This window comes from Microbulbifer bruguierae, assembly GCF_029869925.1.
Taxonomy (GTDB): Bacteria; Pseudomonadota; Gammaproteobacteria; order Pseudomonadales; family Cellvibrionaceae; genus Microbulbifer; species Microbulbifer bruguierae.
Genome location: NZ_CP118605.1, coordinates 1,551,734 through 1,573,817, shown reverse-complemented (window position 1 = coordinate 1,573,817; position 22,084 = coordinate 1,551,734). Strand labels below are relative to the sequence as shown.

General features: G+C 58.6%; 23 protein-coding genes. 10 read left to right on the top strand and 13 right to left on the bottom strand.

Going from position 1 to position 22,084, the window contains the following annotated elements:
• Positions 1 to 50: 50 nt before the first annotated feature.
• Entirely contained in the window at positions 51 to 1,319 is a 1,269-nt protein-coding gene (locus PVT68_RS06745) for a 6-phosphofructokinase (RefSeq protein WP_280321931.1), read from the bottom strand.
• A 345-nt stretch (positions 1,320 to 1,664) separates the two neighbouring features.
• Here PVT68_RS06745 and mpl point away from each other — a divergent pair, with 345 nt between their 5' ends.
• From mpl to PVT68_RS06720, 5 genes are all read left to right on the top strand, one after another.
• Positions 1,665 to 3,047, top strand: coding sequence for a UDP-N-acetylmuramate:L-alanyl-gamma-D-glutamyl-meso-diaminopimelate ligase (gene mpl, locus PVT68_RS06740; protein WP_280321930.1), 1,383 nt, complete (start codon positions 1,665 to 1,667; stop codon positions 3,045 to 3,047).
• A 31-nt stretch (positions 3,048 to 3,078) separates the two neighbouring features.
• Complete coding sequence (locus PVT68_RS06735) at positions 3,079 to 3,699, top strand: flavin prenyltransferase UbiX (protein ID WP_280321929.1); 621 nt, start codon at positions 3,079 to 3,081, stop codon at positions 3,697 to 3,699.
• Between the two features lie 23 nt (positions 3,700 to 3,722).
• On the top strand, positions 3,723 to 3,995 hold the full coding sequence (locus tag PVT68_RS06730; RefSeq protein ID WP_280321928.1) for a SelT/SelW/SelH family protein: 273 nt from the start codon (positions 3,723 to 3,725) through the stop codon (positions 3,993 to 3,995).
• Positions 3,996 to 4,077: 82 nt separating this feature from the next.
• Positions 4,078 to 6,744, top strand: coding sequence for an efflux RND transporter permease subunit (locus PVT68_RS06725; protein ID WP_280321927.1), 2,667 nt, complete (start codon positions 4,078 to 4,080; stop codon positions 6,742 to 6,744).
• A 167-nt stretch (positions 6,745 to 6,911) separates the two neighbouring features.
• Positions 6,912 to 7,571 (top strand): esterase/lipase family protein, encoded by a 660-nt coding sequence (locus PVT68_RS06720; RefSeq protein WP_407666129.1) that lies wholly within the window; start codon positions 6,912 to 6,914, stop codon positions 7,569 to 7,571.
• Here the strand turns inward: PVT68_RS06720 and yjgA are convergent.
• The 12 genes from yjgA to PVT68_RS06660 all read right to left on the bottom strand — a co-directional run bounded on the left by yjgA (position 7,538) and on the right by PVT68_RS06660 (position 17,076).
• Complete coding sequence (gene yjgA, locus PVT68_RS06715; RefSeq protein WP_280321924.1) at positions 7,538 to 8,068, bottom strand: ribosome biogenesis factor YjgA; 531 nt, start codon at positions 8,066 to 8,068, stop codon at positions 7,538 to 7,540. The two genes, PVT68_RS06720 and yjgA, sit on opposite strands and share 34 nt — an antisense overlap.
• 38 nt (positions 8,069 to 8,106) lie before the next feature.
• A complete protein-coding gene (gene mgtE / locus PVT68_RS06710; protein ID WP_280321922.1) occupies positions 8,107 to 9,474 on the bottom strand; it encodes a magnesium transporter in 1,368 nt (455 codons plus the stop codon).
• 140 nt (positions 9,475 to 9,614) lie between these two features.
• Complete coding sequence (locus tag PVT68_RS06705; RefSeq protein ID WP_280321920.1) at positions 9,615 to 9,884, bottom strand: HPr family phosphocarrier protein; 270 nt, start codon at positions 9,882 to 9,884, stop codon at positions 9,615 to 9,617.
• Positions 9,885 to 9,920: 36 nt separating this feature from the next.
• The gene (gene rapZ, locus PVT68_RS06700) at positions 9,921 to 10,781 is read right to left on the bottom strand and encodes an RNase adapter RapZ (protein WP_280321919.1); all 861 of its coding nucleotides are present in this window, start codon (positions 10,779 to 10,781) and stop codon (positions 9,921 to 9,923) included.
• Between the two features lie 79 nt (positions 10,782 to 10,860).
• Positions 10,861 to 11,322 carry a PTS IIA-like nitrogen regulatory protein PtsN gene (ptsN, locus tag PVT68_RS06695; protein ID WP_280321918.1) on the bottom strand — a complete coding sequence of 154 codons (462 nt, stop codon included), beginning with the start codon at positions 11,320 to 11,322 and terminating at the stop codon, positions 10,861 to 10,863.
• A 28-nt stretch (positions 11,323 to 11,350) separates the two neighbouring features.
• Entirely contained in the window at positions 11,351 to 11,641 is a 291-nt protein-coding gene (gene hpf, locus PVT68_RS06690) for a ribosome hibernation-promoting factor, HPF/YfiA family (protein WP_280321917.1), read from the bottom strand.
• Positions 11,642 to 11,806: 165 nt separating this feature from the next.
• Positions 11,807 to 13,273: an RNA polymerase factor sigma-54 gene (locus PVT68_RS06685; RefSeq protein ID WP_280321916.1), complete on the bottom strand. Its 1,467-nt coding sequence runs from the start codon at positions 13,271 to 13,273 to the stop codon at positions 11,807 to 11,809.
• 244 nt (positions 13,274 to 13,517) lie between these two features.
• Positions 13,518 to 14,243 (bottom strand): LPS export ABC transporter ATP-binding protein, encoded by a 726-nt coding sequence (lptB, locus tag PVT68_RS06680; RefSeq protein ID WP_280321915.1) that lies wholly within the window; start codon positions 14,241 to 14,243, stop codon positions 13,518 to 13,520.
• A 64-nt stretch (positions 14,244 to 14,307) separates the two neighbouring features.
• Positions 14,308 to 14,865 carry a lipopolysaccharide transport periplasmic protein LptA gene (lptA, locus tag PVT68_RS06675; protein ID WP_280321914.1) on the bottom strand — a complete coding sequence of 186 codons (558 nt, stop codon included), beginning with the start codon at positions 14,863 to 14,865 and terminating at the stop codon, positions 14,308 to 14,310.
• Positions 14,852 to 15,415 carry an LPS export ABC transporter periplasmic protein LptC gene (gene lptC / locus PVT68_RS06670; RefSeq protein WP_280321913.1) on the bottom strand — a complete coding sequence of 188 codons (564 nt, stop codon included), beginning with the start codon at positions 15,413 to 15,415 and terminating at the stop codon, positions 14,852 to 14,854. Before lptC ends, lptA begins: the two co-directional genes overlap by 14 nt.
• Before the next feature lie 115 nt (positions 15,416 to 15,530).
• Positions 15,531 to 16,067, bottom strand: coding sequence for a KdsC family phosphatase (locus tag PVT68_RS06665; RefSeq protein WP_280321912.1), 537 nt, complete (start codon positions 16,065 to 16,067; stop codon positions 15,531 to 15,533).
• A gap of 37 nt (positions 16,068 to 16,104) precedes the next feature.
• Positions 16,105 to 17,076, bottom strand: coding sequence for a KpsF/GutQ family sugar-phosphate isomerase (locus PVT68_RS06660; RefSeq protein ID WP_280321911.1), 972 nt, complete (start codon positions 17,074 to 17,076; stop codon positions 16,105 to 16,107).
• A gap of 404 nt (positions 17,077 to 17,480) precedes the next feature.
• Here PVT68_RS06660 and PVT68_RS06655 point away from each other — a divergent pair, with 404 nt between their 5' ends.
• The 5 genes from PVT68_RS06655 to hisD all read left to right on the top strand — a co-directional run bounded on the left by PVT68_RS06655 (position 17,481) and on the right by hisD (position 21,911).
• Positions 17,481 to 18,161: an MlaC/ttg2D family ABC transporter substrate-binding protein gene (locus tag PVT68_RS06655; protein ID WP_280321910.1), complete on the top strand. Its 681-nt coding sequence runs from the start codon at positions 17,481 to 17,483 to the stop codon at positions 18,159 to 18,161.
• Between the two features lie 109 nt (positions 18,162 to 18,270).
• Positions 18,271 to 18,504: a BolA family protein gene (locus tag PVT68_RS06650; RefSeq protein ID WP_280321909.1), complete on the top strand. Its 234-nt coding sequence runs from the start codon at positions 18,271 to 18,273 to the stop codon at positions 18,502 to 18,504.
• A gap of 46 nt (positions 18,505 to 18,550) precedes the next feature.
• Complete coding sequence (murA, locus tag PVT68_RS06645; protein WP_280321907.1) at positions 18,551 to 19,813, top strand: UDP-N-acetylglucosamine 1-carboxyvinyltransferase; 1,263 nt, start codon at positions 18,551 to 18,553, stop codon at positions 19,811 to 19,813.
• Positions 19,814 to 19,951: 138 nt separating this feature from the next.
• Positions 19,952 to 20,593, top strand: coding sequence for an ATP phosphoribosyltransferase (gene hisG, locus PVT68_RS06640; protein WP_280322478.1), 642 nt, complete (start codon positions 19,952 to 19,954; stop codon positions 20,591 to 20,593).
• A 7-nt stretch (positions 20,594 to 20,600) separates the two neighbouring features.
• Positions 20,601 to 21,911, top strand: a complete 1,311-nt coding sequence (hisD, locus tag PVT68_RS06635; protein ID WP_280321905.1) for a histidinol dehydrogenase — start codon at positions 20,601 to 20,603, stop codon at positions 21,909 to 21,911.
• Positions 21,912 to 22,084: the final 173 nt, after the last annotated feature.

Here is a 22,084-nt window from a genome sequence, read left to right as displayed (position 1 = left end):
CGGGGGGTAAGACCGCCCGGGTAGTGGTAACCCGGGCGGCGGTACGAAAGTTAAACGCTGAAGGCTTCTTTCAATTTCTTTTCCACCAGCACTTTTTTCAGGCGTGCGTACTGAGGAATGCCATTCTTGTAAGGCGGATAGTCTTCGCCCTGGATCAGCGGTTCGAGATATTCGCGACCGGCCTGGGTGATGCCGAAACCGTCTTCGGAAATAAACTCTTCTGGCATGAATTTCTCGACATTGGCCACTTCGGAAAGCGGGGCTTCGCCGATGCTCCAGCTGTAGTCGGCGGTCGTTTTACCGATGCGCTCGATGGTGGGCATGATGGCGTTTTTGCCTGCCACCGCGGCTTCCACCGCAGCCTTGCCCACGGCGTACGCCTGCTCCACGTCGGTGGCGGAAGCGATGTGGCGGGCGGCGCGTTGCAGGTAGTCGGCCAGGGCCCAGTGGTATTTCATGCCCAGTTCGTCCTTGACCATTTTGGCCAGGGTCGGCGCTACACCGCCCAGCTGTTTGTGGCCGAAGGCGTCGACACTGCCGGCGTCGGCAAGGAAGGTGCCGTCTTCATATTGGGCACCCTCGGAGGCGACGATCACACAGTAGCCCTCGGTATCGACGGTTTCCTGCACTTTTTTCAGGAACTTCTCTTTGTCGAACGCCACTTCCGGCAGCAGGATGATGTGGGGCGCGTCGCCTTCCTGTTCCTGGGCGAGGGCGCCGGCGGCGGCAATCCAGCCCGCGTGGCGGCCCATGACCTCAAGGATGAATACCTTGGTCGAGGTGGCGCACATGGAGGCTACGTCCAGCGCCGCTTCCTTGGTGGAGACCGCGACGTATTTGGCCACAGAACCGAAGCCGGGACAGTTGTCGGTGAAGGGCAGGTCGTTATCCACGGTTTTCGGGATGTGGATGGCCTGGATGGGATAGCCCATTTTTTCCGACAGCTGGGAAATCTTGAGACAGGTATCGGCAGAGTCGCCGCCGCCGTTATAGAAGAAGTAGCCGATGTCGTGGGCCTTGAACACTTCGATCAGACGCTCGTACTCGGCGCGGTTCTGCTCCAGGCTTTTCAGCTTGTAGCGGCAGGAACCGAAGGCGCCGGAGGGGGTGTGGCGCAGGGCGGCGATGGTTTCGTCGCTCTCCCGGCTGACATCGATCAACTCCTCCTTGAGGGCGCCGACAATGCCGTTGAGGCCAGCGTAGACAGTGCCGATTTTGTCCGGGTGCTGGCGGGCGGTTTCAATAAGCCCGCACGCGGAGGCGTTAATGACGGCGGTGACGCCGCCGGATTGCGCGTAAAAAGCGTTTTTCTTCGACATGTCTATCCTATGGCTGCAAGTTTCTCGTCTTAGGCCACGCTTGCGCGTGTTGCCGGTGGGCGGCTTCTGGTGGCTGCCTCACGCGGCGCGAAGTCTAATGTATTCATATGGCAATTGCATGGAATTGCGGGCATTTGGCACTTACTACTGTAAATGGCCGTGATAAGCTGGCGCGCCCCCAAAAATGGGGCTTGCGATAGCAATCCCGATTGCTGCAACTATCGAAAGCAAAAACCGCGCCGCTGCGGCTTTTGCGCTGAGAAACGCGGGAAATGGCGGGAATGATTGCGTGAATAGGCGGTCTCATCCGGCACCTGTTTCCACCTGAGAGAGCAAAGAACTGGCATGCATATTCATATTTTAGGGATCTGTGGCACATTTATGGGCAGCCTGGCCCAGCTGGCGGTGGCGGAAGGCCACAAGGTGACCGGTTCCGATGCCAATGTGTACCCGCCCATGAGCACCCAGCTGGAGCGCGCAGGGATCACCCTGACCGAGGGATACGATCCGGCCCAGCTGGAGCCGGCGCCGGATCTGGTGATCATCGGCAACGCCCTGTCCCGTGGAAACCCCGCAGTGGAAGCGGTACTTGAAAAGGGCCTGTCCTATACCTCCGGTGCCCAGTGGTTGTGCGACCACTTTCTCGGCGGGCGCTGGGTGCTGGCGGTTTCCGGTACCCATGGAAAAACCACTACGGCGAGCATGCTGGCGTGGATCCTGGAATACGCGGGGATGGAGCCGGGGTTTCTGATTGGTGGCGTGCCGAACAATTTTGATGTCTCCGCCCGCTTGGGCAACACCCCCTTCTTCGTGGTGGAGGCCGACGAGTACGACACGGCGTTCTTCGACAAGCGCTCCAAGTTCGTCCACTATCGCCCGCGCACCCTGATTATCAACAATCTGGAGTTTGATCACGCAGACATCTTCGACGATCTTGCGGCGATCCAGAAGCAATTCCACCATCTTGTGCGCACGGTCCCCGGTAGCGGACTGATTGTCGCGGCTCGCGAGGATGCGGTGACCCAGGTGCTGGAAAAGGGCTGCTGGAGCCAGGTACAGCGTTGCGATCTGGAGCAGGGTGACGGGGTGCGTCTCGGCGACTGGTGTGCGGTGAATGTGGCGGCAGATGGCAGCAGTTTTGACGTGCTGCTGGAGGGCGGCAATGTTGCCCGTGTCCAGTGGCAACAGACTGGTCAGCACAGCGTGAGAAACGGTCTTGCCGCCATGGCCGCGGCGCGTCATGTAGGGGTGGAGCCCGCAACCGCGGCGGAAGCGCTGGCGGCGTTCGCTGGGGTCAAGCGGCGCATGGAATGTCTGGGAGAGGTGCAGGGCATCCGTCTGTACGATGATTTTGCCCACCACCCCACCGCGATTGAAACCACCCTGAACGGCCTGCGCGCCAAGGTCGGCAGCGACAAGGTTATCGCCCTGATTGAACCGCGTTCCAATACCATGCGTATGGGACGTCATCAGGGGCAACTGGCGCGGGCCTGCAGTGGGGCGGATCTGGTGCTCTGGTATCAACCAGAGGGGATGAACTGGTCTCTGGATGAGGTGGTTCACCATTCAACTGTGCCGGCGAAGGTTCTCCACAGTATCGACGCTGCGGTAGAATCCGTCCTCGAACTGTCGGCCCCCGGAAGTCACGTGATCGTGATGAGCAACGGTGGCTTCGGTGGTGTACACCAGCGCCTGCTACAGGCCCTGGAGCAGAAATACGGCAAATAGCCCCGTTGTCGGGGCGAATACGGATACCTCCTTGGCTGAGCCGAACTTCCCCAAGACCATCACTCTGGCCATTACCGGTGCGTCCGGCGCCCAGTACGGCCTGCGCCTGTTGCAGTGCCTGCTGGCGGCGCAGGTACGGGTGTGGCTGCTATTGTCCGAAGCGGCGCGGGTGGTGATCAACACCGAAACCGGGATGGAATTGCCGGAGGACGATGCCGGCACCGAGTCCTTCCTGCGCGAGCACTACGGTGCGCAAGCGGGGCAGCTGACCCTGTTTGGCAAGCGCGACTGGTTTTCGCCGGTGGCGTCCGGCACCGGCGCCGCCAGCAGCCTGGTGATCTGTCCGGCCAGTGGCGGTACCCTGTCCGCCATCGCCTGTGGCGCCTCCAACAATCTGATTGAACGGGCGGCGGATGTTGCACTCAAAGAGCGACGCCAGATGATTCTGGTGCCGCGAGAGGCTCCTTATTCCGAGATCCACCTGGAAAACATGCTCAAGCTCACGCGCATGGGCGCGGTGATACTGCCGGCGAGCCCGGGCTTTTACCAGAACCCCACTTCCGTGGAAGATCTGGTGGACTTTGTAGTGGCGCGGATCCTGAGCCAGCTGGATATCGAACAGAACCTGCTGCCCCCATGGGGGCAGCGCTGAATACGAGCGCAGATTCTTACTCTATGGATAATTCAGTCACCATCCACTACTGCGTCCAGTGCAACTGGATGCTGCGCGCCACCTGGATGGCCCAGGAGCTTCTTTATACGTTCGCCGACGACCTGGAGCAGGTAGCTCTGAAACCGGGCAGTGGCGGGGTGTTTGAAATCAGAGTGGGGGACCAGCTGATCTGGGAGCGCAAGCGGGATGGCGGTTTCCCCGGCCCCAAAGAGCTGAAGCAAAAAGTGCGTGATCTGCTGTTCCCGGAACGGGATCTGGGGCACGTAGACAGATAGCCCGGCCGGTACGGACAATTTAATTTCATTATGGGGCGCGATCCGTTTGCGCCATCTTCATCGGAAAATAAGCGAACTCATTATGCTGTTGGGCTTGAAGACCTGGTACGAAAAACTGGTGCTCGGACATCCGAAAACCGTCCTGGCACTGGTGGCACTGCTGACCATTGCTGCTGCCGCGGGCTTGCCGCGGTTTAAACTGGACGCGTCGGCGGACTCCCTGACCCTGGAAACCGACGATTCGCTGGATTTTTATCGCGAGATTTCCGAGCGTTACAATTCCGGCGATTTTCTGGTGGTGACCTATCGCTACAACCAGGGTGACCTGCTTAGCGATGAATCCCTGGCAACCCTGCGCCGGTTGCAGGATGAGCTGGCGATGGTGGACGGTGTCTCCGGGGTGCAATCCATCCTGAATGTCCCACTGCTGTACAGTCCGAAACTTTCCATCAGCGATGTTGCTGATGGTATCCGCACCCTGTCATCACCGGGGGTGGACAAAGAGCTGGTGCGCCAGGAATTTCTCACAAGCCCTATCTATAAAGAGCTGATCCTGAGTCCCGATGGCGAGACTACAGCGATGATGCTCAATCTTGAGCTGGATAAAAAGGGTTTGGATCTGGTGCGCGAGCGGGACGCGCTGCGCCGCGAGCGCAATAGCAATGGCCTGAGCCCGCAAGACGCCCAGCGCCTGGAAACGGTGACTGCCGAGTACCTGCAGCATCGCACTAACCAGGAAGACGCCGCGCGCCTGCGGGTACAGGAAGTACGGGGCATTCTTGCGCACTACGATGACCGTGCGGAGCTGTTTCTCGGCGGCCTGACCATGGTCACGTCCGACATGATCGCGTTTATCCAGAGCGACCTGATGGTGTTTGGGGCGGGTATTCTGCTGTTTATCATCATCACCCTGCTGCTGATCTTCCGCCAGCCGCGCTGGGTGCTGTTGCCACTGATCACCTGTGTCACTACCGCAGTGATGATGCTGGGGCTACTGAGCTGGCTGGACTGGCGCATGACGGTGATCTCCGCCAATTTCGTGGCACTGCTGCTGATCATCACGCTGGCAATCACCATTCATCTGGCGGTGCGCTACCGGGAGTATTTCGCCGAGCATCCGGAATGGGATCGATTCCAGCTGGCGTCCGCCACCGTAACCTTTATGGCCAAGCCCTGTCTGTACACCGGGCTTACCACCATGGTCGCGTTTATTTCGCTGGTGGTAAGCGGTATTCGCCCGGTGATCGACTTCGGCTGGATGATGACCATGGGGGTCACCCTGGCTCTGATTCTGTCGTTCCTGATTTTGCCCGCCAGTCTGATGGTGCTGAAAAAACGCGATGGCGGCCAGGGCGACGACAACTCCCATGCGTTTACCCAGGTTTTTTCCCGCTTCGCGGAGAACCACAAGGGCATCGTGCTGGGAGTGGCGATCATTGCGGCAATTGTCAGCGCTGTGGGTATTACCCGCCTGAAAGTTGAAAACCGTTTTATTGATTACTTCGACGATTCCACCGAAATCTATCGGGGCATGCTGGTGATCGACCAGCGCCTGGGCGGCACGATTAACCTGGATATCGTGCTGAATAAACCGCAGGACACCGCGACGGAATTTGCCGGGGAGGAGGATCCTTTTGGGGCCGACTTCGGTGGCCCGTCAGCAGATCAGGCCGGCGATGATTCCGGTGAGCTGCAAGGGGAATACGACAGCGAGAGCGTCGGAGAAGACGTTGCCGACCCCTTTGCCGCGGAAGACCCGTTCGCGACCGATGACCCGTTTGCCGGCGGTGGCGAAAGCCAGGAAGCGGATGCCTATTGGTTCACCGTGGCCGGACTGAACCAGATCGAGCAGTTGCACGATTTTCTCGAGGCGCAGCCGGAGATCGGCAAGGTGCAGTCCCTGGCTACCCTGTACAAGGTGGCGCAGGACCTGAACGATGGCGGTCTGAATGATTTCGAACTGGCCATCGCCCGCCAAAGCCTGCCGGAAGAGATCAATCAGGTACTGGTGCATCCCTACTGGTCCCCGGAGCAGCATCAGGCCCGTATTACCATGCGGGTGATGGAAACGGATCCCGATCTGCGTCGGGATGAACTGATCCAGCGCATTTACGCATACGCGGAAAACGAGATGGGGCTGGCACCGGAAAACGTTCGCCAGACCGGGATGCTGGTGCTTTACAACAATATGTTGCAGAGCCTGTTCAAGTCCCAGATCCTGACATTGGGCGCGGTGTTTGCGGGTATTCTGTTAATGTTCCTGGTGCTGTTCCGCTCTCTGTCGCTGGCGGTGATTGCGCTGGTGCCGAATATGCTGGCGGCCTGTGTGGTGCTGGGTGGTATGGGGCTGGCGAATATTCCCCTGGATATGATGACCATCACTATTGCGGCCATTACCGTTGGAATCGGGGTGGATCATGCCATCCACTATCTCTACCGTTTCCGCGAGGAATTTGCCAAGGACGGTGATTACATCGCCACCATGCACCGCAGTCACGCGACTATCGGGCGTGCGATGTTCTATACCGCCATCACCATCATTGCCGGATTCTCGATTCTTGCGTTGTCCAAGTTTGTGCCTTCCATTTATTTTGGTCTGCTGACGGCGCTGGCCATGTCAGCGGCTCTGCTGGGTTCGCTGACCCTGCTGCCATTGCTGCTGGTGCTGGCCAAGCCACTGCCGAAACCTGCGGAGGTGGCCCTGCCGGAAAAGAAGCCGGTAGCAGAGGTTGAGGTCTGTACCAGTTGATCGCAGAGGTCGGTCGTCACTTCCTCTCAGACTTCTGACCGTTGCACGGCAGCGGTTGGACAGATCGGGCCCGCGGATTGAATCCCCGGGCCCGATTTGTTTTCAGCAAACTTCGCTTGCCGCTAATCTTATGGGGTAGCTGAGAGTAACTGGCCGGCGGGTGGAAGGTGGCTGCGAAAATACCAAAGAGCCGGGTTGTCATCCTGATTCCCGGCATCTTCGACCGGGGTTTTTCGATGCTCCGGATGCACCGAGCCCTGGAACAGGCGGGATTTTCAGCGCACACGATCAGACTGAAGACCAACAGCGGCTGGTACGGGATGGAGCCGATGGCGGTGCAGCTGGGTGACCTGGTTGAAGCGGTCACACCGAAAGGGGCGACCTGCGCACTGGTGGGATTCAGTATGGGGGGGATCGTGGCGCGCTACTATTTGCAGCGGTTAAATGGCGCGGCCAACGTGCACAAGTTTATTGCCCTCTCCAGTCCCCATTTTGGTAGCTTGTGGGCGCATCTGCTGCCCTATAAAGGCGGGCGACAGCTGCGGATCGGCAGCGAATTTCTGCACAACCTGAATCGGGACGCCGCTATGCTGGAAGGCGTTGCGCCGGTATCCATCTGGACACCCTACGATGCCACCATTGTGCCCCACACCAGCTCCCGCCTGCCTTTGGGCGAAACCTACCAGGTACCTGTGAGCCTCCACCGCTGGGTGCCTCAGAATCCTGAGGTCATCAGGATTGTGGTTGCTGAGCTGGTGGAGGTGTTCGGGAGTGGTGGAGGCAGAACCGGCAGTCAGTTTTCCTGCATGAAAAAATCGCGCAAATAGCGGAACAGTTTGCGCTGGTTTGTCGGTGCTTTCTTAGTGGCGATCTCTTTGTTGGACTCGCGAATCAGGTTGCGCAATTGCTGGTGGTCTGCCCCCGGATAGGCATCGAAAAATTCGCTTTGCGCTTCTTTGCCCTGTTCTATTAGACGGCCGCGCCACTCTTCCGCCATGCGGTCAAAACGCAGGTGCAGGTGGTCCTGTTCCTTGTGTTTCTGCAACACCGCTTCAATCGCTTCCACATCCGCCTTGCGCATCAGCTTGCCAATGTACTGCAGCTGGCGACGTTTGGCCTCGCGGGATTTGATCCGGTGCATGGTGGCGATGGCTTCGGCGAGGTCCGGATCCATCGGCACTTCCGCCAGTTTGGACGCGCTGAGTTCGGTCAGCTGCTTGCCGAGGTCCTGCAGATCATGCATTTCCTGTTTGACCCGGGTTTTGCTCTTGGGCAGATCGTCATCAAAATCGTCAAAAGATTCGAAATCGTCGGAGTGTTGCATTTACTGTCTCTGAAAATGAATGGCTGGTCTGGCCCGCGTCAGGCAAAAATCCAGGTCGCGAGGCCGAGAAATGACATAAAACCCACCACGTCGGTGACCGTGGTCAGGGCCACGCCCCCGGCCAGGGCCGGGTCAATGCGCAGGGCCCGCAGGGCTACCGGCAGTATCGCGCCGGCGAGAGCGGCGGTGATCAGGTTGATCACCATGGCAGCAATGATAATCAGGGCGATGCGGGTATCCCCAAACCATAGTGCCGCAATCCCTCCCATTACCGTGGACCACAGAATGGCGTTGAGGGCGCCGGAGCCCAGTTCCCGGGACAGCAGCCAGCTCAGGTTGCTGCGTCCAATCTGCCCCAGAGCCATGCCGCGGATCACGACGGTCAGCGTCTGGCTGCCGGCAACGCCTCCCATACTGGCAACAATCGGCATCAACACGGCCAGCGCCACTACCTTATCGATAGTGCCCTGGAACAGGTTGATGACCCAGGAGGCCAGTAGTGCGGTGAGCAGGTTGATCCCCAGCCAGATCGCGCGCCGCGGGGCCGTGCGAATGATCGGGGCGAAGGTGTCTTCCTCCTCATCCAGACCGGCGAGGCTCATCAGCGAGTGGTCTGCGTCTTCACGGATTACGTCCACCACATCGTCGATGGTGATACGCCCGAGCAGACGCCGGTCCTCGTCGACCACCGGTGCGGTAATCCAGTCGTACTTGGCAAACAGCTGCGCGACCTCATTGTCCGGCAGGTCTGCGGGAATCGGCTCCACGTCGGTGACCATCACTTCCCGCACGGTGACCGAGGGATCGGTAGTGAGCAGCTTGGTCAGTGGCAGCAGGCCGATAAACCTGTCCTGCCGGTTGACCACGAACAGATTGTCGGTGGATTCGGGCAGTTGCTCATGGCGGCGCAGGTAGCGCAGTACCACGTCCAGGGTCAGGTTTGGGCGCACGGATACGATGTCCGTATCCATCAGGCCGCCAGCAGTTTCCTCGCCGTAGGCGAGTACCCCTTCCACGCGCTGGCGGTCGCTCTCACTCATGGCCGAGAGTACTTCCGCCATTACCCGCTCTGGCAGTTGCTGGAGAATGTCGGCCACGTCGTCCGCGTCCAGTCCCTCCATGATGGCCACCATTTCTTCGGTGTCCATGGTGGAGAGGATCTGGGCTTTTACATCGTCGGCGAGTTCCTGCAGAACTTCACCTTCGACCTCGCGGTCGATCAGTTTCCACAGAACCTGGCGGATGCGCGGCGGTGAGCTCTCCAGCAGTTGCGCGATACTTTGCGGCGACAGGGAAGCCAGCATCCGCTGTACCTCGCGCCCGGTACCGCTATCCAGCGCCGCGTACAGCTCACTGAGCTGGTTTTGCGCGCGGAACGAGATGTCGGCATTGACGGGATTGGGCACGGAGATTCCTGCTGACTGCTGATGGGGCGGAAAGTGCCGGCATTATAGCGGGCGGCTGCGGGGAGGGATATTGCCGCCGTACAGTTGGGGATGTTGGATGCGAAGGTGCCGGTACCGCCAGGAGACTCATCGGTGGAGTGTCATTCACCCTCGCCAAATCGATCATTGATCAACGCACAAATCGCCTCGTGCGCGGAGTCTTCATCGCGTCCGCAGATCTCCAGTTCCAGTTCCACCCCTTTGCCGGCGGCCAGGAGCATCAGTGCCATCACGCTCTTGCCGTCCACCGCCTTGCCTTCGCAGTAGACTTTGACCTCGGAAGAAAAGCGGGCACTGGTCTGGGCGAATTTGCTGGCGGCGCGGGCGTGGAGGCCCAGTTTATTGATGATGGTGATGCGGCTTTTCTGCATGGTGCTGTTCTTGGGTCTAGCGTGCGAGAGGCAGGTTTATTTCTGCTGCTCGCGGTGACGTATCTGAATGTTTTTAAACTCGCTGGCAAATTTTTTCGCCAGTTGCTCAACCATGTAGACCGAGCGATGGCGGCCGCCGGTGCAGCCGATGGCGACACAGGTGTAGCTGCGGTTGCTCTGCTGGTAGCAGGGCAGCCAGCGCTCCAGAAATACCGTGATATCCCGCTGCATGTCTTCGGTTTCCTGGTGTGAGCGCAGGAATTCGGCCACTTCCGGGTCCAGCCCGGTCTTGTTGCGCAGTTCTGCCACCCAGTAGGGGTTGGGCAGACAGCGCAGGTCGAACACCAGGTCTGCGTCCACCGGAACCCCGTGTTTGAAACCGAAGGACTGGAACAGGATTGCCATCCCCGGGGAGTCTTTGCCGACTACCCGGGTTTTGATCTGGTCGCGCAGCTGGTGCAGGCTGAGACTGCTGGTGTCGATGACCAGGTCGGCCATGGCGGCGAGAGGAGCGAGCAGTTCTTTTTCGTGATTGAGCGCTTCCAGCAGGTGGGTGCGGCTGTCGCTCAGGGGGTGTTTGCGGCGGGTTTCACTGAAGCGCTGAACCAGAATGGGAGAGCGGGCGTCCAGATAGATAACGTCGCAATCCACACCGCTTTCCCGCAGGTCGCCGATTACCCGCGGGGCCTGACGTACATCGTGCCAAAGGTTGCGGGCGTCGATGCCGAGTGCGAGCTGGAGATTTTCTTGCGGCGGCTGCTCGGTGACCCGGCGTACCAGCTCGGGTAGCAGGCTTGCGGGGAGGTTGTCGATACAGTTGAAGCCAACGTCTTCCAGCAGTTGCAGGGCGGAACTCTTTCCGGACCCCGAGCGGCCGCTGATGATGACCAATCGCATTGCACAACGCTCCTTGCTGTTTGAACGGCGGATAGACCGGGTGCCGGCGGAGCAGGAGCCGCCGGATGGGCAGCAGGCATTATGCCGCGGCGGCGCTGTTTATGGCCAGTGCGTAGAGTTCGTCGCTGGTGGTCGCCTCGCGCAGCTTTTCCCGTACCCGGCTGTCACTGAACAGGGCGGCGATTTCCGCCAGGGTGTCGAGGTGTTCCTGATCCGCGCCTTCCGGTACCAGCAGCGCAAACAGCAGGTCTACGGGTTGGCGGTCGATCGCGTCAAAGTCTACTGCGGGAGAGGTGGTGCAGAGGACGCCGATTGGGCGCTCACAGCCGGGCAGGCGACAGTGGGGGATAGCGACACCCTCACCGATGCCGGTGGAGCCCAGGCGCTCCCGGGCTACCAGCTGGTTGAACACAGTGTCCGAATCCAGTTCTGGGTATTGTTCAGAAATCGCCTGGGCGATGTTGAGTAACAGCTTTTTCTTGCTGCTCCCCGCCAGGTGGCAAAGGCTCAGGCGGGGAGAGAGTAGTGCGTCCAATGTCATATCTTGCTGGTGGTCCAACGCTAGCGGTCTAGCGGTGACTGCGTAACTTTTCTTTGTGTTTAAGCAGTTGCCGGTCGAGTTTGTCGGTCAACGCATCAATCGCCGCATACATATCGTCCGCTTCCGAGTCTGCATACACATCCTTGCCATTCACGTGAATCCGCGCTTCGGCTTTCTGGATCAGTTTGCTGACGGAAAGAATGACCTCAGTATTGGTGATCAGGTCGTGGTGGCGGGAGAGTTTGTCCAGTTTGGTCAGGCAGTAATCGCGAATCGCCGGAGTCACTTCTACGTGGTGGCCACTGATGTTGGTCGGCATGGATTTCTCCTCATCGGGTTCAGCACAAACTGGCTGCACCCCCGCACAGGGCGGCACCCTACTAGGAAGTGCGCCAGAATGGAAGGATACACTCAATGTCTGGCTATTGGTTGTCCAGAAAGTGTACGAAGAGAGGTTACTGCGCCCATATTTTGACTGTTACAGTCAGACCAGTCGCTTGCGCTCGCTAGACGAAGGGATTCCCATGGACTCGCGATATTTGGCTACGGTGCGCCGGGCTACCTTGATGCCCTGGGCGTCTAGCTCCTGGGTAATCTTGTTATCGGATAGTGGCTTGCGCGGCTGCTCGCCGTCAATGAGCTTGCGGATCAGGGCGCGGATGGCGGTGGACGAGGCATCCTCGCCAGAATCGGTGCTCACGTGGCTGGAGAAGAAGTACTTGAGCTCGAAAACCCCGCGGGGAGTGAGCATGTACTTCTGGGTGGTTACCCGGGAAATGGTGGATTCGTGCATGCCGATAGTTTCGGCAATATTGGCCAGCACCATCGGCTTCATGGCTTCCGGACCCTGTTCGAAAAAGCCCTGTTGTTTCTCGACGATACAGGTTGCCACCTTGAGCAGGGTTTCGTGCCGGCTCTGCAGGCTTTTCAGGAACCAGCGCGCCTCCTGCAGGTTATCGCGCAGGTAGTTGTTTTCGGTGGAGTTGTCTGCGCGCTTTATCAGGGAGGCATAGGCGTCATTGATGCGCAGTTTGGGGGTGGTTTCCGGGTTCAGCTCCACTACCCAGCGCTGTTGCTTGCGGCTCACGATCACGTCTGGAACCACGTACTGGGGCTCTTCGCCACCAAAGGCTTCGCCGGGGTAGGGGGTGAGAGTCTGAATCAGGCGCATGACTTCGCCCAATTGTGCTTCGCTGAGACGGGTGCGCCGGCTCAGCTGACGGAAGTCCCGCTTGCCCAGCAGGTCCAGGTGCTGGCCGACTACGATCAGCGCCTGTGGCAGCCAGGGGGTCTGCTCAGGCAGTTGCCGCAGCTGTAACATCAGGCTCTCGCGCAGATCGCGGGCGCCACAGCCCACCGGTTCAAACTGCTGGATGGTTTTCAGTACCGCCTGCACTTCGTCGACATCCACGCCAATTGCGACGGCTATCTCTTCCAGCTCCGCAACCAGAAAACCGTTAGGGGCGATAGCGTCAACCAGGGCTTCGCCAATGTGCTTGTCTTCGGCAGTCAGCGGCGTCAGGTTGAGTTGCCAGAGGAGGCTGTCCTGCAGGCTTTCTGATGCGGCATTGCGTTGCTCGAGGGCGTAGTCTTCGCCCTCGTTGCCCTGGTAGCTGTTGTTGGTATAGATGTCGTCCCAGCGGGTGTCGACCGGCAGGTCGTCAGGGATGTCACTATTCCAGTCGCTGTCAGCGCTGGCGTCATTTTTTGTGTCAGCTGCGCCGTCGCTGTCTTCGCGCTGGGCTCCCTCCTGAGAGGGGGTGTTCTGTTCCTGATGAGATTCGCCGGCGTGCTCGTCAAAATCCGCTTCGAGTAACGGGTTGCTGTCCAGTGCGGACTGGATTTCCTGCTGCAGGTCCAGGGTCGACAGTTGCAGCAGGCGGATAGCCTGTTGCAGCTGCGGCGTCATCGTCAGCTGAGTGCCGAGTTTTAACTGGAGTGACTGCTTCATAGGAGTAGTGCCGGCAGAAAATTCTGGCGTGAATCCGCCGCGACAAATTCTGGGTTTGAAGCGGCGGCGTAAAGCTCATTTGCTGCAGACTACCGCGGAGGCATACGGAACACAAGCGGCACGTTAAGCAATAAGCGTGCCGAAAAATTGGTGAGCAGAGAGGAATGTTGGGGGTCGTTGTGCGGAATTGTGACAGACATCTGTATAGGAGCGGGGAAGTGTGGATGCAACTACTCGGATCCGCTCAGATAGTGAAGTCGTGTCCCAGATAGACGTCTTTTACCTGTTTGTTTTCGGCGACGTCTGTGGGGGCTCCTGCGGCGATGATATGGCCCTCGCTGACGATATAAGCAATTTCACAGATGTCCAGGGTCTCGCGCACATGGTGATCGGTGATCAGCACACCGATTCCGCGATCCCGCAGATGGCGGATGATCTGCTTGATATCGTTGACGGAAATGGGGTCCACCCCGGCAAAGGGTTCATCCAGCAATACAAATGCCGGGTTGGTGGCCAGTGCGCGGGCAATTTCCACTCGTCGGCGTTCACCGCCGGAAAGTGCCATGCCCAGGCTCTCGCGGATATGCGTGATGTGGAATTCTTCCAGCAGGGCTTCCAGCTGCTGCTTGCGCTGATTGCGGTCCAGGTCCTTGCGGGTTTCCAGAATGGACAGGATGTTGTCCTGTACCGACAGGCGGCGGAATACCGACGCCTCCTGGGGCAGGTAACCGATTCCCTTGCGGGCGCGGCCGTGCATGGACAGTCCGGTAATGTCTTCGTGGTCGATCAGTACCTGTCCGGCATCCGCCTGCACCAGTCCGGCGATCATGTAAAAGCAGGTGGTTTTTCCAGCCCCGTTGGGGCCCAGCAATCCGACGACCTGGCCACTGGAGACGCTGACGGATACATCGTGTACAACTTTGCGCTTTTTGTACTGCTTGGCGAGGTGTAACGCTTTGAGCGTCGGCATAGTCAAATCCGATATCTTGGCAGTATCGCTGCCTGGTTATTCTCAATCTTGATGTGGGGCGGAGTTACTGGTTGTTCTCTGCCGGCTTGGCTTCCGGTTTCCAGATCATTTCCACGCGCTTCTTCTCTGATTGGCCCTGGGCCTGCATCTGTTCGCTGTTGAGATCGTAATCGATACGCTCGGCGGAAAGGGTGTTACCGTCGCGGTCCACGAAGGCCTCGCCGGTTAGTTGCAGGGCATCATTGGTTACCTGAAATTCGATGCGTTTGGCGCGGGCTTTGACCGGGTTGGTGCTTTCTTCAACCTGCTGCTGAAAGTGTGCCGGCGTGCCGGTGGCGATAACCTTGTTGATCTCGCCTTTGACGCTGCCGTGCACCTCTACGCGGTCGGCACGGATCTGCAGTGAGCCCTGGGTGATAACGACATTGCCGCTGTAAACGGAGAGGTTTTTGCTGCGGTTGGCTTCCAGTTTGTCGGCGGAAACCTTCACTGGCTGTTCGCGATCATTCGGCAGGGCCTGCGCATTACCCGCTGCCAGCAGGGCTGTGTACAGGGTCGCGGCGCCAAGAGTGCGGAGCAGGGTCGGGGAGACGAATGCGCGAGGCAAATCAATGAGTTTCATAGCTGCTTTCCACATCAGACAGAATTTCTACCTTGTCTTGTTTGAGATCGGCGCGCAGTCCCTTGCCGGTGGTGCGGTTGGGACCATCCGTAATGGTAACAACTTTGTCGGTCTCGGCGAATTCTTCCCGGGGTTTGATCACGATTCGCGGGGTGTGCAGGGTGATGCCGGGTTGAGGCAGCTCTTCCACTGTGACGTTCCCGGAGAGTACCACTTTCTGGCCGTTGTCGTAGGCGACCCCGGTCTGGGATTCCGTACGCCATTTGGAGTCTTCGCCCTGGTAGAACATCATGCGCGGTTCGGTGAGGTCTGCTCGATCCCGGCGGGCAAACTGGAAAAAGGTGATGCGTTCGGCGTCAACTTCGTAGGCCAGGTCGCCTTCGATATTGTAGTGGCGCGTGCGGGCGTCACGGATGATCAGGTCCGCGGCCTTGTTGTGGTCCTGCTGGGTTGGACGTTTCCCCAGCAGCTCTGTGGATGGGCTTTCTGTAAACCAGAGCCAGAGAGAAATCAGGGTGACCACAATAACCAGTGGTAGCCAGGTGCGCATGCTCGATCCGTGTGTCAGTTGATAGGTTGAGGGAAAACCGCACAGCCGGCGGTTTAGTCTGCCCTCTGGCCGTTAGGTTCCAAAACTCCGTTATTCCGCCGGCTGTTCGCGGTGCTCACTTGGCCAGATAGGGTGCCAGGGCTGCATTAAACGTGCCCTGGGCCTGCATGATGCGATCGCAGACTTCCCTTACTGCACCCTCGCCACCGCGGCGCCCGGTTACAAACAAGGCTCGCTCAAGCACGGGCGGTGCCGCGTCAGGTACTGCAATCGGACAGCCGACCCGAGTCATCAGTTGCAGATCAGGATAGTCGTCACCCATATAGGCGATGTTTTCCAGGTCGTATGGCTCGTTACTAAACAGTTCCAGAAACGCGCTGTATTTGTCTTCGCGTCCCTGGATCAGGCGGGTTATTCCTAGGTCGTGTGCACGTTTTTCCACCAGAGAGCTGCGGCGACCGGTGATGATTGCAACGGCTACACCGGAACTTTGCAACATCTTGATACCGTGACCGTCCAGAGTGTGGAATGTTTTCAGTTCATTGCCGTGGTTGTCGAAATACAGGCGCCCGTCCGTGAGGACGCCGTCTACATCGAGAATCAGGTGGCGCACGCGGGCCAGCTTGCGCTGGATGTCTTCGTGGGAGGTCAAGAGCGGTTCCTTCTATTTATATCTCAGGTGCAGGCGTTCAGATTACACCGGCACGGAGTATGTCGTGCATATGCAGCAAGCCAACCGGATGGTGCTTCGCGTCTTCCACCACCAGTGCGGTGATTTTGTTGTCTTCCATAATTCGCAGCGCCTCGGCAGCGAGGGTGTGGGCGCTGACGGTTTTCGGACGACGGCTCATCACCTGCTCCATGGTGGCGCTATCCAGTTCTACCTTGTGGTCGATAACCCGGCGCAGGTCACCATCGGTAAATACCCCCAGCAGCTGCCCCTGACTGTCCACCACGGTGGTCATACCGAAACCTTTGCTGGTCATTTCCAGCAGTGCCTTGGAGAGTGGGGTTTCCGGGGTTACCTGGGGCAGCTCCTCCCCAGCGTGCATCACGTCTTCGACTTTCAGTAATAGCTGGCGTCCGAGGGCCCCGCCCGGGTGGGAAAACGCGAAGTCCTCGGCGGTGAAGCCTCGTGCCTCCAGCAGCGCCACGGCGAGAGCGTCGCCCATTACAAGGGTAACCGTGGTGGAGGAAGTTGGAGCCAGGTTGAGAGGGCAGGCCTCGGTGTCCACGGCGATATCCAGATTGACGTCGGCGGACTGCGCCAGCGGGGAGTCTGCCTTGCCGGTCATGCTGATGAGGGGGATTCCCAGGCGCTTGAGCAGTGGCAGCAAGGTCAGGACTTCATTGGAGGCGCCGGAATTGGAGATGGCAATCACAATATCCTGGCGGGTGATCATACCGAAATCGCCGTGACTGGCCTCGCCCGGGTGCACAAAAAAGCTCGGCGTGCCGGTGCTTGCGAGGGTCGCGGCGATCTTGCGGCCGATATGCCCGGATTTCCCCATGCCGGAAACAATCACGCGGCCCTGGCAGGCCAGTATCAGTTCGCAGGCCCGATGGAAACTGTCGTCGATACGCGCTTCCAGGGCGGCCACCGCTGCGGTTTCCATGGAAACGGTGCGGCGCCCGGCCCGGATGATCAGATCATTTGCCATTCTCTCACTCGCGTGGGTATGTTTTGTTAGTACTTGGTTTATTTTAGAGAAGTCTGCCTCCCTCTTCCCGCCGCGGCATTTGCCCTAACGCGCCCTTGGCAGCCTCTGTAGCTGCGCCTGAAATGGCGGCGTCTGGAATAAGTCTGACGTGCTAACCTTTTAGCAATGGCTAGGGGGCGTCAGGCGCGAGGATGAAGTGGCGTGCGGCTGGGGGAAAGTGATCCAGTGCCGCTTGTCCGAGGCGTCGCCATGGTATAGTTTGCCGCCGCTGTTGTCAGCCACGGCGTAGAACTGAGCTGATTTCCGGTCTCTTTGGACCCGCGGGCGTAATTTTTTCGGCGTTGCCGCGACACTTTTTTGCGTTGTGCCTATCCAAGGGACCAATAGCCAATGGGAGATATTTTGTGAGAGCACTCACTTTGAATACCATGGTCGGCGTTATCCAACCCGGCTTTAACGGAATCGCGCGCAAGGTAAGCGCACTGTTTTCCATCATAATGCTCTGTTTGCTGGCACCTGCAGTTGCAGCGGCCCAGAACCCTTACACCTTGATCGAAGGCGTTTCCGGCGACCTTCTCGGGGTGATTCGCAGTGAGGGGCAACATCTCAACTCGAACCCGCAGCGCTATTACTCCGCGGTGGACCGGGTATTGGAGCCTGTTGTGGATTTCGATTTTATTGCGCGTGGTGTAATGGGGAATTACGCCAGCCAGGCAACCCCGGCGCAACGGGCGAAATTCACCAGCGCGTTTCGCCGCGACCTGGTTGCTACCTTCGCCCGTGGCGTTGCCACTTTTGGCAGCATGGATGTGAAAGTCGTAAATCCCGGTTCTGCCCCAAGCGGTAACCGGGTCAATGTCCTGCAGGAAGTGCGCAGCAGTGAGGGGCTGACCAAGGTGTCTTATACCCTGGTGCGCAATCGAAGTGGTCAATGGAAACTGATCAATGTGATTCTGAACGGGGTAAACCTCGGCAAGACGTTCCGCGGTCAGTTTTCCCAGTCCATGCAGGCAAATGGTGGTGATATCGACAAGGTGATTGCCAGCTGGTCGGCCGCGGATAAGGTGGCTGACGAAGCGCGTTGATGCGAACGATGATTGATGACGTGGCGCAGCTGCCGGTGGTGTAGCTGCGCCTCCTTGTGTATTCCAGTACACTTGCGCGCTATTTTAACTCCGACTGTACATCCCTCCTATGCAACCAGATCAAATCAAGGCTCTGATTGAGAGCCAAATCCCCGATAGCCAGGTAGAGGTCGCTTTTGAAGGCAGCCACCTACAGCTAACCGTAATCAGTGAAGCTTTCAGTGGTCTCAGTCGCCTCAAAAAACAGCAGCTGGTTTATGGCGCACTGTCCGAAAAAATTGCCGATGGCACCCTGCACGCGGTGCAGATGAAAACCCTGACACCTGAAGAAGCAGGCCAGTAAACGCTGATCCTCAGCGAATTTACGCCGCAATGGGAAACCAGACCGAATGGATAAACTGATTATCGAAGGGGGCAGCCCCATCTCCGGAACCTTGAAAATTTCCGGAGCGAAGAACTCTGCGCTGCCGATTCTGGCCGCCACATTACTGGCGGACGGGCCGGTGCAGATTCACAATCTGCCGCACCTCAACGATATCACGACCATGATTACCCTTTTGCGGTGCATGGGAACCGAGATCACCATTGATGAAAAGCTGGGTGTGGAAATCGATCCGCGCTCGGTGAACGAGCTCACCGCACCCTATGAGTTGGTGAAGACCATGCGCGCGTCCATCCTGGTGCTGGGGCCGTTGCTGGCTCGCCACGGCGTGGCCAATGTCTCGTTTCCCGGTGGCTGTGCCATCGGCAGCCGCCCGGTGGATATCCACCTGAAAGGGCTGGAGGCCATGGGCGCTGAGATCACCATTGACGAAGGCTTTATTCGCGCGCGCAGTAAAGGTCGCCTCAAGGGCGCCAATATCGTGATGGAAAAAGTGACGGTCGGCGGCACCGAAAACCTGCTGATGGCGGCGGCGCTGGCTGAAGGTACTACGGTATTGCACAACGCCGCGCGGGAACCGGAGATTGTCGACCTGGCCGAATTCCTGATGGCCATGGGGGCCCAGATAGAAGGGGCGGGTACTGATACCATTCGTGTGCACGGCGTATCGCGCCTGCTGCCGTGTGAGTTCACCGTGATGCCCGATCGCATTGAGACCGGCACTTTCCTGGCGGCTGCCGCTGCGGCTCGAGGCAAGGTGCGTTTAACCCACACCCGCGCGGATATCCTCGACGCGGTACTGGCCAAGTTCGAAGAGGCCGGTGCCTATATCAGTGCCGGCGCTGACTGGATTGAGCTGGATATGAAGGGCAATCGCCCCAAGGCAGTCAGTTTTCGCACTGCGCCCTATCCAGCATTCCCCACGGATATGCAATCCCAGTTCACCACGATGAATGCGGTGGCGGAAGGCAAGGGAACGGTGGTGGAAACCATTTTCGAAAACCGCCTGATCCAGGTACACGAGCTGAATCGGATGGGAGCGAATATCGTTCTCGAAGGGAATACCGCCATCGTCACCGGCGTGGAAAAACTCAAGGGCGCACCGGTGATGGCGTCGGATCTACGCGCCTCTGCAGGGCTGGTAATTGCTGGCATGGTGGCAGAAGGCACCACCATCGTGGATCGCATTTACCATATTGACCGTGGTTACGAATGTATCGAAGAAAAACTGCAGCAGCTGGGTGCCAATATCCGTCGCGTTCCCGGCTGAGTGCCGAATCGATATAATTGCCTTGGTGCGTTATTAGCGCGTTAGTTGCCGAGGGACTTTCATCGCCATGCTTGGGGGTATGTAGAGCGTGGCGGTCTTTCGCCCGGTCAGTGCCGGGCCTTTCAGATCATCATAATCATTATGCAAATCACCATAGCCCTGACCAAGGGGCGTATTCTCAAGGAGACGCTGCCGCTGCTGGCTGCGGCCGGCCTGGAGCCACTTGAGGATATTGCCCAGAGCCGCAAGCTTATTTTTCCGACCAACCAGGACAATGTACGTCTACTGATTCTGCGCGGTTCCGATGTGCCCACCTACGTACAGCACGGTGCGGCGGATATGGGTGTTGCGGGTAAAGACAATCTGCTCGAGAACGACGACTCCAATCTCTACGAGCCCCTGGACCTGAATATTGCCCGCTGCCGCCTGATGACCGCCGGTATTAAAGGGGCGGCTTTGCCTAAAGGGCGGATCAAGGTGGCCACCAAGTTTGTGCAGTCCGCGAAGCGCTACTACGCAGCGCAGGGGCGCCAGGCGGATATCATCAAACTCTACGGCGCCATGGAGTTGGCGCCGCTGATGGATCTGGCCGATGAGATTGTCGATATCGTGGATACCGGTAATACCCTCAGGGCCAACGGTCTGGAGGCGCGCGAGCATATTGCCGATATCAGCAGCCGCCTGATTGTGAACAAGGCGTCGATGAAAATGAAGTACGACCCCATTAATGCGCTAATTGAGCAACTGGCGTCGGCAGTAAAAGCGCGTAAATCCGGTTGAGGCCGTTATGACTGAATTCTCTATTCGCCGCTTGGATGCCGGCAACGACGAATTTTCCAGCCAGCTGGATCAGCTGCTGGCGTGGGAATCAGTTGCCGATCAGCAGGTGGAAGCTGCGGTGACGGAAATTTTGTCTGCGGTGAGGGCGCGGGGTGATGCCGCCGTCATCGAGTACACCAATCGCTTTGATCGCCGCCAGCTGCAAAGTGCAGCCGGTTTTTGTCTCGACAAGCCCGCGCTGCAGGCAGCTCTGGGGCGGATTCCCGCCGCGAGCCGTGCAGCTCTGGAGGTGGCGGCGCAGCGGGTGCGGGATTATCACAAGCACCAGTTGCAGTCGTCCTGGCAATACCGGGAAAGCGACGGTACCGTTCTCGGACAGCAGATTACCCCGATGGAAAAGGTGGGTATCTATGTGCCCGGCGGTAAAGCCAGCTATCCCTCGTCGGTGTTGATGAATGCTATTCCGGCCCGGGTAGCCGGTGTCGATGAGGTTTTGATGGTGGTGCCGTCACCGGATGACCATCTCAGCGATCTGGTGCTCGCCGCGGCGGCCATCGCCGATGTGGACAAAGTGTTTACCATTGGTGGCGCCCAGGCTGTGGCGGCACTGGCTTATGGTACGGAAACGGTGTCCAGAGTCGACAAGATCGTGGGTCCAGGCAATATATTTGTGGCATCCGCCAAGCGCGCGGTGTTTGGACAAGTGGCGATCGATATGATTGCTGGCCCATCGGAAATTCTGGTGATCTGTGACGGTAAAACCGATCCGGACTGGATAGCCATGGACCTGCTGTCCCAGGCCGAGCATGATGAGCAGGCGCAGTCCATTCTGCTGAGTCCGGACGCTGAATTTCTGGATGCGGTCGCAGATTCGTTGCAAAAGCAGTTGCGAGAATTGCCTCGCGAAGCCATCGCCAGTCGTTCTCTTGCTGATCGCGGCGCATTGGTTCTGGTGCGGGATATTCAGCAGGCCATTGAGGTGTCTAACCGGGTTGCCCCGGAGCACCTGGAAGTTTCTGTGGATGAGCCCGAGCAGTATCTGCCGCTGATCCGTAACGCGGGTGCGATTTTTCTCGGGCGACATACCGCCGAAGCGCTTGGTGATTACTGCGCGGGTCCAAATCATGTGCTGCCCACCAGTGGTACGGCTCGATTTTCGTCACCGCTGGGGGTCTACGATTTCCAGAAGCGCAGTTCCATAATTTATTGCTCGCCACAGGGGGCGGAAACGCTCGGGCGGGTGGCGGCGACGCTGGCAAGGGGGGAGGGGCTGGATGCCCATGCCCGCTCGGCGGAATACCGGGTGGTTTCCGATTGAGGTAAACCTGAAGTACCCGCGCTGAATCGCTCAAGTTTCAGCGGCGGGTATACTCGTGCAATATTATTCTTGGCGAGATTTCTCTTTGCCAGATTTCCTTGCACTGCCGATCTGGGGTTCGGGATCTGTTTTATCCCTGATTCCAGCATCGGCTGTCCCGCCTGTATTCGTTA